The following is a 12,998-nucleotide window of genomic DNA, read 5'->3' on the forward strand; positions in this document are numbered from 1 at the left end:
TCGCACCTGTCGCATGTCCTTCGAGTTGCTGGCCACCGATGGCAAGGCACGTCGCGGTCGCCTGACCTTCCCCCGCGGTACGGTGGAAACCCCGGCGTTCATGCCGGTAGGCACCTACGGCACGGTCAAGGGCATGCTGCCACGGGATATCGAGGCCATCGGCGCGGAGATCATCCTGGGCAACACCTTCCACCTGTGGCTGCGTCCGGGCATGGAAGTGATCAAGGCCCACGGCGACTTGCACGATTTCATGCAGTGGAAAGGCCCGATCCTGACCGACTCCGGCGGTTTCCAGGTGTTCAGCCTGGGCGCCATGCGCAAGATCAAGGAGGAGGGCGTGACCTTCGCCTCGCCGGTGGATGGTTCCAAGGTGTTCATGGGCCCGGAAGAGTCGATGCAGGTCCAGCGCGACCTGGGCTCGGACATCGTGATGATCTTCGACGAATGCACCCCGTACCCGGCCGATGAAGACGTCGCGCGGGTGTCCATGGAGCTGTCGTTGCGCTGGGCCCAGCGCTCCAAGAACGCCCATGGCGACAACACGGCGGCGCTGTTCGGTATCGTCCAGGGCGGCATGCACCAGGACCTGCGCATGCGCTCCCTCGAAGGCCTGGACAAGATCGGTTTCGACGGCCTGGCCATTGGCGGCCTGTCGGTGGGCGAACCCAAGCACGAAATGATCAAAGTGCTGGATTACCTGCCGGGCCAGATGCCTGCTGACAAACCTCGTTACCTTATGGGCGTTGGCAAACCGGAAGATCTGGTTGAGGGTGTGCGCCGCGGGGTGGACATGTTCGATTGCGTGATGCCAACCCGTAATGCCCGCAATGGGCATCTGTTCATCGACACGGGCGTGCTGAAGATCCGTAACGCGTTTCATCGCCATGATGATTCGCCGCTGGATCCGACCTGCGACTGCTACACGTGCAAGAACTTCTCCCGCGCTTATCTGCACCATTTGGACAAGTGCGGCGAAATGCTCGGTAGCATGCTGAATACGATCCACAATTTGCGCCATTACCAGGTGCTTATGGCTGGTTTGCGCGAGGCTATTCAACAGGGTACATTGGCCGCCTTCGTCGAGGCCTTCTATGCCAAGCGCGGGTTGCCTGTGCCGCCCTTGGACTGAGTTTTCCGATCCTAAGATTCAATACTTGCAACTGGAGTGCTAAATGAGCTTTTTTATCTCTAACGCCATGGCTGATGCCGCTGCTCCCGCAGCCGCGCCTATGGGTGGCGGTTTCGAGTGGATTTTCCTGGTCGGCTTCCTGGTCATCTTCTACCTGATGATCTGGCGTCCACAGGCCAAGCGCGCCAAAGAGCAGAAGAACCTGCTTGGTAGCCTGCAGAAGGGCGACGAAGTGGTGACCACTGGCGGTATCGCCGGCAAGATCACCAAAGTGGCCGACGATTTCGTGGTGCTGGAAGTGTCCGACACCGTTGAAATGAAGTTCCAGAAGGGCGCTATCGCGGCCACGCTGCCAAAAGGCACGCTGAAAGCGATCTAAGGTTTCAAACATCTCTTCAATCGACGGGGCGCGCAAGGCGCCCCGCGTCATAAGCGGGCGGCGTGATGCTGAACAAATACCCTCTGTGGAAATATGTACTGATCCTGGCGGTGCTGGCGGTCGGTCTGATTTATTCCGCTCCCAACCTCTACCCGGATGACCCGGCCATTCAGGTCAGTGGCGCAAGCACTGCCTTGCAGGTCACCCAGGCGGATCTGGACCGTGCGAGCGCGGCCCTCAAGACCTCCGGTATCGAAGTCAAGGCTGCGTCTGTTGCCGATAACGGCAAGGGCGGCCTGTTGCGCCTGGCCAAGGCTGAAGACCAGCTGCCGGCCAAGGATGTCGTGCGCAAGGCATTGGGCGACGAATACGTCGTGGCCTTGAACCTGGCCCAGACCACCCCGCAATGGCTGCGCAAACTCGGCGCGCATCCGATGAAGCTGGGTCTGGACTTGTCCGGCGGTGTGCACTTCCTGCTGGAAGTGGACATGGAAAAAGCCCTCGACGCGCGGATGAAAGTCTACGAAGGCGACGTCAAGAGCCTGTTGCGTAAAGAGCGCGTGCGCTATCGCAGCCTGCCAGACTTCAACGGCGCCATTCAGTTGGGCTTCAGCGATGAAGATACCCGCGAACAGGCCCGTGCGCTGATCCGCAAGACCTTCAACGATTTCGACATTGTGCCGGCTGACCTCAATGGTCAGGCGGTGCTGCGTCTGGCGATGACCCCGGCCAAGCTGGCGGAAATCCGCGAATACTCCATCAAGCAGAACTTGACCACCGTGCGTAACCGGGTCAACGAGCTGGGTGTGGCTGAACCGATCGTGCAGCGCCAGGGCGCCAACCGCATCGTGGTCGAGCTGCCGGGTGTGCAGGACACCGCCGAAGCCAAGCGTATCCTCGGCAAGACCGCCAACCTGGAGTTCCGCCTCGCGGCTGAGCCGGGTGCGTCCAAGGCCACTTCCGAGAGCTTCGAGTTCCGTGAGGGCAACCGCCCTGCGGCGCAGATCGAGCGCGGCCTGATCATCACCGGTGACCAAGTCACCGACGCCAAGGCGAGCTTCGACGAGCACGGTCGTCCACAGGTGAACATCCACCTCGACGGCCACGGCGGCGAACTGATGAGCCGCGCCACGCGCAGCAACGTCGGTCGTAGCATGGCGGTGATCTTCATCGAGCAGAAGCCGGTCACCACCTATACCAAGCAAGTGGTCGACGGCGTCGAGAAAGACGTCGCGGTGCAGGCGTTCAAGGAAGAGAAGAAGATCATCAGCCTGGCGACCATCCAGTCGCCACTGGGCAGCCAGTTCCGCATCACCGGCCTGAACGGCCAGGGTGAATCCTCCGAGCTGGCCCTGCTGCTGCGCGCCGGTGGCCTGGCCGCACCGATGTACTTCGCTGAAGAACGCACCATCGGCCCGAGCCTGGGTGCGGACAACATCACCAAGGGTATCGATGCATCGCTGTGGGGCATGCTGTTCGTGTCGCTGTTCATCATCGCCATCTACCGCTTCTTCGGCATCATCGCCACCGTCGCGCTGGCGGTGAACATGGTGATGCTGCTGGCCCTGATGTCGCTGCTGGGCGCCACGCTGACCCTGCCGGGTATCGCCGGTATCGTGTTGACCATGGGTATGGCGGTGGACGCCAACGTGCTGATCTTCTCGCGGATACGTGAAGAGATCGCCGCGGGCATGTCGATCCAGCGGGCAATCAACGAAGGCTTCGGCCGGGCATTCACCGCGATCCTCGACGCCAACCTGACCACGTTGCTGGTCGGCGGGATTCTCTTCGCCATGGGCACCGGCCCGGTCAAGGGCTTCGCAGTGACCATGTCCCTCGGGATCTTTACCTCGATGTTCACAGCCATCATGGTGACCCGCGCAATGGTCAACCTGATCTTTGGCGGTCGTGACTTCAAGAAGTTGTGGATTTAAGGGGCTGCCATGTTACGTACAATCAACTTCATGGGCGTTCGCAACGTTGCGTTCGGCGTCACATTGTTCCTCACTGCGCTGGCGTTGTTCAGCTGGGCTACCAAGGGCCTGAACTACGGCCTGGACTTCACCGGCGGTACGCTCATCGAGCTGACCTACGAGCGTCCGGCCGACGTGACCAAGGTGCGTGAGCAGCTGGCAACGTCCGGCTACCACGAAGCCATCGTGCAGAGCTTCGGCGCAACCACCGACCTGTTGGTGCGCATGCCGGGTGAAGACCCGCAACTGGGTCACCAGGTTGCCGATGCCTTGCAGAAGGCCGGTGGCGACAACCCGGCGAAGGTCAAACGCGTCGAGTTCGTGGGGCCGCAAGTGGGTGAAGAACTGCGCGACCAGGGCGGCCTCGGCATGCTGATGGCGCTGGGCGGCATCCTGATCTACCTGGCCTTCCGCTTTCAGTGGAAGTTCGCGGTGGGCGCCATTGTCTCGCTGATCCACGACGTGGCCGTGACCGTGGGTATCCTGTCGTTCTTCCAGATCACCTTCGACCTGACGGTGCTGGCGGCGGTACTGGCGATCATCGGTTACTCGCTCAACGACACCATCGTGGTGTTCGACCGGGTGCGTGAGAACTTCCGCGTGCTGCGCAAGGCCTCGTTGATCGAGAACATCAACATCTCGACCACCCAGACCCTGCTGCGGACCATGGCGACGTCGATCTCCACCTTGCTGGCGATTGCCGCGCTGCTGTTCTTTGGTGGTGACAACCTGTTCGGTTTCTCCATTGCGCTGTTTGTCGGTGTCCTGGCGGGTACCTACTCGTCGATCTACATCGCCAACGTGGTGCTGATCTGGCTGAACCTGAGCACCGAGGATCTGATTCCTCCGGCGGCCACCGAAACGGAAGTGGACGATCGCCCGTAAGGCTCGTCGCTCCGTCCGTCACCGCTGAAAAGGCGCGAGTTGAACTCGCGCCTTTTTTTATGCTCCAAGGCTGGGAGAAGCGCGGATTATTCCGTTGGTGATGGCCAGGAGGTTCAAGTGAACAAATCGATGCTGGTTGGTGCGGTATTGGGTGCTGTCGGTGTTACTGCCGGTGGTGCGGTCGCGACCTACAGCTTGGTGAAAAGTGGTCCTGAGTATGCACAAGTACTGGCGGTGGAGCCGGTCAAGACTCAGATCAAAACCCCGCGTGAAGTCTGCAAGGACGTCACCGTGACCCGGCAGAAGCCGGTCCAGGATCAACATCAGATCGCCGGTACTGTGTTGGGCGCCGTGGCGGGCGGCCTGTTGGGTAACCAGATCGGCGGCGGCACCGGCAAGAAAATCGCCACCGTGGCGGGTGCGGCCGGTGGTGGTTATGCCGGTAACAAGATTCAGGAAGGCATGCAGGAGCGTGACACCTACACCACCACTCAAACCCGCTGCAACACCGTCAATGACATCAGCGACAAAGTGGTTGGCTACGACGTGCGCTACATGCTCGACGGCAAGGAAGGCAAGGTCCGCATGGACCGCGACCCGGGCAACCAGATCCCGGTGAACAAAGAAGGTCAACTGATCCTGGGCCAGAACCAACCAGCCCAGTGATCCAACCGCTATGAAAAAAGCACCCTTCGGGGTGCTTTTTTTTCGCCTGAATTCTGGGCTGTAGATCGTTCCCACGCTCCGCGTGGGAATGCATCCCGTGACGCTCTGCGTCACCTTCGAGAAGCGGAACGCGGAGCGTCCCTGGCGGCATTCCCACGCGGAGCGTGGGAACGATCAATTACCGAAATTCAGGCATAAAAAAGCACCCCGAAGGGTGCTTTTCTGTAGCTGGGGCGCTTAGCGCTTCAGCGAGTGTGGCAGGTGTGGCTGGATGGCTGTCAGAACAGCCTTGAAGCACTTGGTGTTGCCGGCAACGATGTGGCCTTTTTCAAGGAAGTCGTGACCGCCGGTAAAGTCGCTCACCAAGCCACCTGCTTCCTGGATCAGCAGGGCGCCCGCTGCCATGTCCCACTCGGACAGGCCCGATTCCCAGAATGCATCAAAACGGCCTGCCGCTACATAAGCCAGGTCCAGGCTCGCGGCGCCGGCGCGGCGGATGCCAGCGGTCTGGCCGACCAGGGCGCGGAACATGCCCAGGTAGTTGTCCAGGTTGTCCATCTGGTCATCACGGAACGGGAAGCCGGTACCCAGCAGGGCGCCGTCCAGGCTGGTGCGACCGCTCACCCGCAGGCGACGACCGTTCAGTTGGGCGCCACGGCCACGGCTGGCAGTGAATTCTTCCTGGCGAACCGGATCCAGCACGACGGCGTGTTCCAGGCGGCCACGGTATTTGCAGGCGATGCTGACGGCGAAGTGAGGAATGCCGCGCAGGAAGTTGGTGGTGCCGTCCAGCGGATCGATGATCCACAGGTACTCTTCACCCTCGATGCCGGTGCCGGCGTGCATACCGGTCTCTTCACCCATGATCGAGTGGTTCGGGTAAGCCTTGCGCAGGGCATCGACGATTTTCTGTTCGGCGGCACGATCAACCTCGGACACATAGTCCTTGGCGTCTTTTTCATCGACCTTGATGGTATCCAGGCGCTCGATGGAGCGGAAGATCAGTTCACTGGCGCTGCGGGCGGCGCGCAGCGCGATATTCAGCATGGGCTGCATGGATGTGTCACCTAAGGTTGTTAAAGAAAGCCGCGCATTCTATCAGAAAGTTTTCTCAGGAGAAGGTTGGCGTTCGCTTTCATAGCTTAACGGTAGGTGCTTATGTAAGATTTGCTCCCTTTATCGTGTTCGAGAGCGCCTCCCTTGTTGCAGAACATTCGTGTCGTCCTGGTCAATACGAGCCATCCGGGCAATATCGGCGGAGCTGCGCGGGCCATGAAGAACATGGGCCTGTCGCGGCTGGTGCTGGTCGAGCCTCGCTTGTTTCCTCATCACGAAGCCGACGCCCGAGCCTCCGGCGCCGGTGACATCCTGGCCGGTGCGCAGGTCGTCGCCACCCTGGAAGACGCCCTGGTGGGCTGCAACCTGGTGCTCGGCACCAGCGCCCGCGACCGCCGTATCCCCTGGCCCATGCTCGATCCCCGCGAGTGCGGGACGAAAGTGGTCGAGGAAGCCGCGCAGGGTATCGAAATAGCACTGGTGTTCGGCCGTGAAGACTCCGGCCTCACCAACGACGAGCTGCATCGATGTCACTTTCACGTGCATATCCCTTCCGACCCCGGATTCAGTTCCCTGAACCTCGGGGCGGCGGTGCAGGTGTTGAGCTATGAAGTGCGCATGGCCTGGCTGGCGGCCGAAGGCAAGCCGAGCAAGGTCGAAAAATATGAGGCGACGTCGCCGCGCAGTGAGACACTGGCGACCATGGACGAACTGGAGCGATTCTATGAACACCTGGAGCAGACCCTGGTGGACGTCGAGTTCCTCGACCCGGACAAGCCTCGGCACTTGATGGCGCGCCTGCGTCGGTTGTACGGACGAAGCTCGGTCAGCCGGGCGGAGATGAATATATTGCGCGGCATCCTCACGGAAACCCAAAAAGCGGCCCGTGGCGAGCTGATTAAGCGGAAGGATTAAAATGTTCGATCGTTTGCGTGAAGATATCCAAAGCGTTTTCCATCGTGACCCGGCGGCGCGCAACGCCTTTGAAGTGCTGACCTGCTACCCGGGAATGCACGCGATCTGGCTCCATCGCCTGTCCGGCGCCTTGTGGAACATGGGGTGGAAGTGGCTGGCGCGGCTGGTGTCCAACTTCGGGCGCTGGCTGACCGGGATCGAGATCCATCCGGGCGCCAAGGTCGGTCGTCGGTTCTTCATCGACCACGGCATGGGCATCGTCATTGGCGAAACCGCCGAGATTGGTGATGACGTGACCCTGTACCAGGGCGTGACCCTGGGCGGCACCAGCTGGAACAAGGGCAAGCGCCACCCGACCCTGGGCGATGGCGTGGTGGTCGGCGCGGGCGCCAAGGTACTCGGTCCGTTCACTGTGGGGGCAGGGGCGAAGGTCGGCTCCAACGCCGTAGTCACCAAGGCCGTGCCGCCTGGTGCGACCGTGGTGGGCATTCCTGGGCGGATCATCGTCAAGTCAGATGACGAGCAGGACGCCCGGCGCAAGGCCATGGCCGAGAAGATCGGCTTCGACGCCTACGGTGTCGGCGAGGACATGCCCGACCCGGTCGCCCGCGCCATCAACCAATTGCTCGATCACCTGCAGGCCGTCGACGGACGCCTGGAGGGGATGTGCGGCGCCCTGAAGGACCTGGGCAGTAATTACTGTGCCAAGGAGCTGCCTGAACTGCGCGAGGAAGATTTCGCGTGTGTGAAGGACAAGGATCAGAGCCAGGTCGGCTGACCGAGGCGTCTGCATCGCGGGCAAGCCTTGCTCCCACAGACCCAGTGGAGACGTCTGTGGGAGCAAGGCTTGCCCGCGATGAACGATAACGCGGTATCGCTGGTCCCCGGCGATCACCCTTTGCTATCATGCGCGCGCTCTTTCGCGGGTAAACCCGAGTACCCCACTAGGTCTTATAGTTGACTTAATTACTCGGGAATTGCATACTCGCCCCATTCCGAACTCCGTGGTAATTGTCCATGCGACTGACTACAAAAGGCCGATACGCCGTGACCGCAATGCTGGATCTGGCATTGCATGCGCAGCACGGGCCGGTGTCCCTGGCCGATATCTCCGAGCGCCAGGGCATTTCCCTGTCTTACCTTGAACAACTGTTCGCCAAGCTGCGTCGCAGCAACCTGGTGTCCAGCGTGCGTGGTCCCGGTGGCGGCTATCAGCTGTCGCGGGACATGCAAGGCATCCAGGTCGCCCAGGTGATCGATGCGGTGAACGAATCGGTCGATGCGACCAAATGTCAGGGGTTGGGCGACTGCCATGGCGGTGATACTTGCCTGACCCATCATCTGTGGTGCGACTTGAGCCTGCAGATCCACGAATTTCTGAGCGGTATCAGCTTGGCTGACCTTGTCACTCGTCGTGAGGTGCAGGAAGTAGCCCAGCGTCAGGACCAGCGCCGTTGCAATGGCAAGGCGCCGCACCTGGACAAGATTGAAGCGTCCGCCGTCGAATGACTGCCGCAGAGCAAGCGGAACGCCAGCCAGCCTGATTTAGGAGAGAGTCCATGAAATTGCCGATTTACCTTGATTACTCTGCGACCACCCCGGTTGACCCACGTGTCGCGCAGAAAATGAGTGAATGCCTGCTGGTCGACGGAAACTTCGGTAACCCGGCCTCCCGCTCCCACGTGTTCGGCTGGAAGGCCGAGGAGTCGGTCGAGAACGCCCGTCGCCAGGTCGCTGACCTGGTCAACGCCGACCCGCGTGAAATCGTCTGGACCTCCGGTGCCACCGAGTCCGACAACCTGGCAATCAAGGGTGTCGCGCACTTCTATCACACCAAGGGCAAGCACCTGATCACCTCCAAGATCGAGCACAAGGCTGTCCTGGACACCACGCGCCAACTGGAGCGTGAAGGTTTCGAAGTTACCTACATCGAGCCTGGCGAAGACGGCCTGATCACCCCGGCCATGGTCGAAGCCGCGCTGCGCGACGACACCATCCTGGTTTCGATCATGCACGTGAACAACGAAATCGGCACCGTCAACGACATCGAAGCCATCGGCGAACTGACCCGTTCCCGGGGCGTCCTGTTCCACGTCGACGCGGCCCAGTCCACCGGCAAGGTCGACATCGATCTGTCGAAGCTCAAAGTCGACCTGATGTCGTTCTCCGCCCACAAGACCTACGGCCCTAAAGGCATCGGCGCGCTGTACGTGAGCCGCAAGCCGCGTGTTCGCCTCGAAGCGACCATGCACGGCGGCGGTCACGAGCGTGGCATGCGTTCCGGCACCCTGGCGACCCACCAGATCGTTGGCATGGGCGAAGCCTTCCGCGTAGCCAAGGAAGACATGGCTGCCGAGAACGTGCGCATCAAGGCCCTGAGCGACCGCTTCTTCAAGCAGGTCGAGCACCTGGAAGAGCTCTACGTCAACGGCAGCATGACCGCCCGCGTACCGCACAACCTGAACCTGAGCTTCAACTACGTTGAAGGCGAGTCGCTGATCATGGCGCTCAAGGATCTGGCCGTGTCGTCCGGTTCGGCGTGCACCTCGGCGTCCCTCGAGCCTTCGTATGTATTGCGCGCCCTGGGCCGCAACGACGAACTGGCCCACAGTTCGATCCGCTTCACCTTCGGCCGCTTCACCACCGAAGAAGAAATCGATTACGCCGCGCAGAAAGTCTGCGAGGCCGTCACCAAGCTGCGCGCACTTTCGCCGCTGTGGGACATGTACAAAGACGGCGTCGACATTTCGAAAATCGAATGGGCGGCGCACTGAGAAGTCGCCACCAGAGCGGCTCCACTGATGAGGATTGAAGCAAATGGCATATAGCGAAAAGGTCATCGACCACTACGAGAACCCGCGCAACGTCGGCAAGATGGACGCGCAGGATCCTGATGTCGGCACCGGCATGGTCGGCGCCCCGGCGTGTGGCGACGTGATGCGTCTGCAGATCAAGGTCAACGAGCAAGGCATCATCGAAGATGCCAAGTTCAAGACCTACGGCTGCGGCTCGGCCATCGCGTCCAGCTCCCTGGCCACCGAGTGGATGAAGGGCAAGACCCTTGATGAAGCCGAAACCATCAAGAACACCCAGCTGGCCGAAGAACTGGCCCTGCCGCCAGTGAAAATCCACTGCTCGGTACTCGCTGAAGACGCCATCAAGGCCGCCGTTCGCGACTACAAGCAGAAGAAAGGCTTGATCTGAACCGCGACAGGTAAGGAGTTTTCATGGCTATCCAGATGACAGAAGCAGCCGCCAGGCACATACAGCGCTCCCTCGCGGGGCGCGGCAAGGGCGAGGGCATCCGCCTGGGTGTTCGCACCACGGGTTGTTCCGGCCTTGCCTATGTACTGGAGTTCGTCGATGAAGTCGGCGAAGACGATCAGGTGTTCGAAAGTCATGGTCAGAAAGTGATCATCGACCCGAAGAGCCTGACGTACCTGGACGGCACTGAGCTGGATTTCGTCAAGGAAGGGTTGAACGAAGGCTTCAAGTTCAACAACCCCAACGTGCGCGGTGAATGTGGCTGCGGCGAAAGCTTCAACATCTGAGGCGGCTCGTGGGTACTCCTTGTCATTTTGCTTTGTTCCAGATGCAGCCGGGTTTCAGCCTGGATCTCGATGAGCTGTCGGCGCGTTATCTCGAGCTGGCCCGAGGCGTCCATCCGGACCGCTTCGCGGACGCCTCCGAGGCCGAGCAGCGGCGGGCGCTCGAGCAGTCCGCGAACCTCAACGAGGCCTACCAGACGCTCAAGAGTCCGGCCAAGCGCGCGCGATACCTGCTTGCCATCAGTGGTCATGAACTGCCCCTGGAAGTCACGGTGCACGATCCCGAGTTTCTTCTGCAGCAGATGCAGTGGCGCGAAGAGCTCGAAGACCTGCAGGACAGTGCCGACCTGGCGGGTGTCGCCACGTTCAAGCGCCGCTTGAAGGACGCCCAGCAAACCCTGAACGAAAGCTTCGCAGCCTGCTGGAACGATGCCGCGCAACGCGAACAGGCCGAACGCCTGATGCGGCGCATGCAGTTCCTCGACAAGCTCACCTACGAAGTGCGCCAGCTAGAAGAGCGCCTCGACGATTAACCCAGTGCCGCTCCGGTCGCACGCCTGATTACAGATAAGTCCTGATTACGATGGCCCTACTGCAGATCGCCGAACCCGGCCAAAGTCCTCAACCGCACCAGCGTCGCCTGGCTGTGGGAATCGACTTGGGTACCACCAATTCCCTGGTCGCTGCGTTGCGCAGCGGTCTTTCCGAGCCGCTGGCCGATGAGCAGGGGCGGGTGATCCTGCCGTCCGCCGTCCGCTACCACGCCGATCGCGTCGAAGTGGGCGAGTCGGCCAAGCTGGCCGCCGCGACCGATCCGCTGAACACCATCGTCTCGGTCAAGCGCCTGATGGGGCGTGGCCTGTCCGACGTCAAGCAATTGGGCGATCAACTGCCGTACCGCTTCGTCGGCGGCGAGTCCCACATGCCGTTCATCGAAACCGTGCAGGGCCCGAAAAGCCCGGTGGAAGTGTCGGCCGACATCCTCAAGGTCCTGCGTCAGCGCGCCGAAGCCGCGTTGGGCGGTGAACTGGTGGGTGCGGTCATCACCGTCCCGGCCTACTTCGACGACGCCCAGCGTCAAGCCACCAAGGATGCGGCCAAACTGGCCGGCCTGAACGTGCTGCGCCTGCTCAACGAGCCGACCGCCGCTGCGGTGGCGTATGGCCTGGACCAGCATGCCGAAGGCCTGGTCGCCATCTACGACCTGGGCGGCGGTACCTTTGATATCTCGATTCTGCGCCTGACCGGCGGTGTTTTCGAAGTCCTGGCCACCGGCGGCGACAGCGCTCTGGGCGGTGATGACTTCGACCACGCCATCGCCGGCTGGATCATCGAGCAAGCGGGCCTGTCCGCTGATCTTGATCCGGGTGCGCAACGTCACCTGCTGCAAACCGCCTGCGCCGCCAAGGAAGCCCTGACCGACGCGATGAGTGTCGAGGTCGTCTACGGCGACTGGAAAGCCTCCTTGAACCGCGAAGCCTTCAATGCGCTGATCGAACCCATGGTCGCCCGCAGCCTCAAGGCCTGCCGCCGCGCTGTGCGCGATTCCGGCGTCGAGCTCGAAGACGTCAAGGCTGTGGTCATGGTCGGCGGCTCGACTCGCGTGCCGCGGGTTCGCGAAGCCGTTGCCGAGGCCTTTGGTCGTCAACCGCTGACTGAAATCGACCCGGACCAGGTGGTCGCCATCGGCGCCGCGATCCAGGCCGATACCCTGGCCGGCAACAAGCGCGACGGCGGCGAACTGCTGTTGCTCGACGTGATCCCGCTGTCCCTGGGCCTGGAAACCATGGGCGGCCTGATGGAGAAGGTGATTCCGCGCAACACCACCATCCCCGTCGCTCGCGCCCAGGATTTCACCACCTATAAAGACGGCCAGTCGGCCATGATGATCCACGTGCTGCAAGGCGAGCGGGAACTCATCAGCGACTGCCGTTCCCTGGCGCGCTTCGAATTGCGCGGCATCCCGGCCATGGTCGCCGGCGCGGCGAAGATCCGCGTGACCTTCCAGGTCGACGCCGACGGCTTGCTCAATGTCTCCGCCCGCGAGCTGGGTTCGGGCGTCGAGGCCAGCATTCAGGTCAAGCCTTCCTACGGCCTGACCGACGGCGAAATCGCCCGGATGCTCAAGGATTCCTTCCAGTACGCCGGTGACGACAAGGTGGCCCGCGTGCTGCGCGAGCAGCAGGTCGACGCCCAGCGCCTGATCGAAGCCGTGCAAGGCGCCCTTGAGGCCGACGGTGAGCGTCTGCTGGACGCGGAAGAACGCATGGTCATCGAATTGCAGATGCAGGAATTGTCCGAATTGATCAAGGGCACCGATGGCTATGCCATCGAGCAGCAGACCAAGCGTCTGTCGCAAGTCACCGATGCCTTTGCCGCCCGCCGCCTGGATTCGACGGTCAAAGCCGCCCTGGCGGGGCGTAACCTGAATGAGATCGAGGAGTAAT

At 61.5% G+C, this 12,998-nt stretch carries 14 protein-coding genes; 13 read left to right on the forward strand and 1 reads right to left on the reverse strand.

The features are described 5' to 3' along the window. Window positions 1–13 precede the first annotated feature (13 nt). From tgt to FGE05_RS14605, 5 genes are all read left to right on the forward strand, one after another. Window positions 14–1,129: a tRNA guanosine(34) transglycosylase Tgt gene (gene tgt, locus FGE05_RS14585; protein WP_162843649.1), complete on the forward strand. Its 1,116-nt coding sequence runs from the start codon at window positions 14–16 to the stop codon at window positions 1,127–1,129. 43 nt (window positions 1,130–1,172) lie between these two features. After that, window positions 1,173–1,508, forward strand: coding sequence for a preprotein translocase subunit YajC (gene yajC / locus FGE05_RS14590; RefSeq protein ID WP_024777037.1), 336 nt, complete (start codon window positions 1,173–1,175; stop codon window positions 1,506–1,508). Window positions 1,509–1,573: 65 nt separating this feature from the next. Continuing rightward, complete coding sequence (secD, locus tag FGE05_RS14595; RefSeq protein WP_139645966.1) at window positions 1,574–3,442, forward strand: protein translocase subunit SecD; 1,869 nt, start codon at window positions 1,574–1,576, stop codon at window positions 3,440–3,442. A 9-nt stretch (window positions 3,443–3,451) separates the two neighbouring features. Beyond that, window positions 3,452–4,366, forward strand: coding sequence for a protein translocase subunit SecF (gene secF, locus FGE05_RS14600; protein WP_139645968.1), 915 nt, complete (start codon window positions 3,452–3,454; stop codon window positions 4,364–4,366). A gap of 117 nt (window positions 4,367–4,483) precedes the next feature. Next, the gene (locus FGE05_RS14605) at window positions 4,484–5,032 is read left to right on the forward strand and encodes a glycine zipper 2TM domain-containing protein (protein ID WP_041023394.1); all 549 of its coding nucleotides are present in this window, start codon (window positions 4,484–4,486) and stop codon (window positions 5,030–5,032) included. A gap of 237 nt (window positions 5,033–5,269) precedes the next feature. On the opposite strand, the gene suhB is transcribed toward FGE05_RS14605, so the two are convergent. Then, on the reverse strand, window positions 5,270–6,088 hold the full coding sequence (suhB, locus tag FGE05_RS14610) for an inositol-phosphate phosphatase (RefSeq protein WP_041023393.1): 819 nt from the start codon (window positions 6,086–6,088) through the stop codon (window positions 5,270–5,272). 144 nt (window positions 6,089–6,232) lie between these two features. Here suhB and trmJ point away from each other — a divergent pair, with 144 nt between their 5' ends. The 8 genes from trmJ to hscA all read left to right on the forward strand — a co-directional run bounded on the left by trmJ (window position 6,233) and on the right by hscA (window position 12,997). Beyond that, window positions 6,233–7,003 carry a tRNA (cytosine(32)/uridine(32)-2'-O)-methyltransferase TrmJ gene (trmJ, locus tag FGE05_RS14615; protein WP_139645970.1) on the forward strand — a complete coding sequence of 257 codons (771 nt, stop codon included), beginning with the start codon at window positions 6,233–6,235 and terminating at the stop codon, window positions 7,001–7,003. 1 nt (window position 7,004) lies between these two features. After that, window positions 7,005–7,781: a serine O-acetyltransferase gene (gene cysE / locus FGE05_RS14620; protein ID WP_139645972.1), complete on the forward strand. Its 777-nt coding sequence runs from the start codon at window positions 7,005–7,007 to the stop codon at window positions 7,779–7,781. 239 nt (window positions 7,782–8,020) lie between these two features. Next, window positions 8,021–8,512, forward strand: coding sequence for a Fe-S cluster assembly transcriptional regulator IscR (gene iscR, locus FGE05_RS14625; protein ID WP_024777044.1), 492 nt, complete (start codon window positions 8,021–8,023; stop codon window positions 8,510–8,512). 50 nt (window positions 8,513–8,562) lie between these two features. Then, entirely contained in the window at window positions 8,563–9,777 is a 1,215-nt protein-coding gene (locus FGE05_RS14630) for an IscS subfamily cysteine desulfurase (protein WP_024777045.1), read from the forward strand. 43 nt (window positions 9,778–9,820) lie between these two features. Continuing rightward, window positions 9,821–10,207, forward strand: coding sequence for a Fe-S cluster assembly scaffold IscU (gene iscU, locus FGE05_RS14635; RefSeq protein WP_003185157.1), 387 nt, complete (start codon window positions 9,821–9,823; stop codon window positions 10,205–10,207). Between the two features lie 23 nt (window positions 10,208–10,230). Further along, window positions 10,231–10,554, forward strand: coding sequence for an iron-sulfur cluster assembly protein IscA (gene iscA, locus FGE05_RS14640; RefSeq protein WP_024777046.1), 324 nt, complete (start codon window positions 10,231–10,233; stop codon window positions 10,552–10,554). Window positions 10,555–10,562: 8 nt separating this feature from the next. Continuing rightward, window positions 10,563–11,084 carry a co-chaperone HscB gene (gene hscB / locus FGE05_RS14645; protein ID WP_139645973.1) on the forward strand — a complete coding sequence of 174 codons (522 nt, stop codon included), beginning with the start codon at window positions 10,563–10,565 and terminating at the stop codon, window positions 11,082–11,084. 50 nt (window positions 11,085–11,134) lie between these two features. Further along, a complete protein-coding gene (gene hscA / locus FGE05_RS14650; RefSeq protein WP_139645975.1) occupies window positions 11,135–12,997 on the forward strand; it encodes a Fe-S protein assembly chaperone HscA in 1,863 nt (620 codons plus the stop codon). The last annotated feature ends 1 nt before the right edge of the window (window position 12,998 follow it).

It is taken from the genome of Pseudomonas sp. ICMP22404, assembly GCF_006227205.1.
Classification (GTDB): Bacteria; Pseudomonadota; Gammaproteobacteria; order Pseudomonadales; family Pseudomonadaceae; genus Aquipseudomonas.

Bases quoted from the DNA above. Each gene is read 5' to 3' on its own strand.
- secD (WP_139645966.1), top strand. From the start codon at position 1,574: ATGCTGAACAAATACCCTCTGTGGAAATATGTACTGATCCTGGCGGTG.
- hscA (WP_139645975.1), top strand. From the start codon at position 11,135: ATGGCCCTACTGCAGATCGCCGAACCCGGCCAAAGTCCTCAACCGCAC.
- secF (WP_139645968.1), top strand. From the start codon at position 3,452: ATGTTACGTACAATCAACTTCATGGGCGTTCGCAACGTTGCGTTCGGC.
- iscU (WP_003185157.1), top strand. From the start codon at position 9,821: ATGGCATATAGCGAAAAGGTCATCGACCACTACGAGAACCCGCGCAAC.
- iscA (WP_024777046.1), top strand. From the start codon at position 10,231: ATGGCTATCCAGATGACAGAAGCAGCCGCCAGGCACATACAGCGCTCC.
- iscR (WP_024777044.1), top strand. From the start codon at position 8,021: ATGCGACTGACTACAAAAGGCCGATACGCCGTGACCGCAATGCTGGAT.
- yajC (WP_024777037.1), top strand. From the start codon at position 1,173: ATGAGCTTTTTTATCTCTAACGCCATGGCTGATGCCGCTGCTCCCGCA.
- suhB (WP_041023393.1), bottom strand. From the start codon at position 6,088: ATGCAGCCCATGCTGAATATCGCGCTGCGCGCCGCCCGCAGCGCCAGT.
- cysE (WP_139645972.1), top strand. From the start codon at position 7,005: ATGTTCGATCGTTTGCGTGAAGATATCCAAAGCGTTTTCCATCGTGAC.
- FGE05_RS14630 (WP_024777045.1), top strand. From the start codon at position 8,563: ATGAAATTGCCGATTTACCTTGATTACTCTGCGACCACCCCGGTTGAC.
- tgt (WP_162843649.1), top strand. From the start codon at position 14: ATGTCCTTCGAGTTGCTGGCCACCGATGGCAAGGCACGTCGCGGTCGC.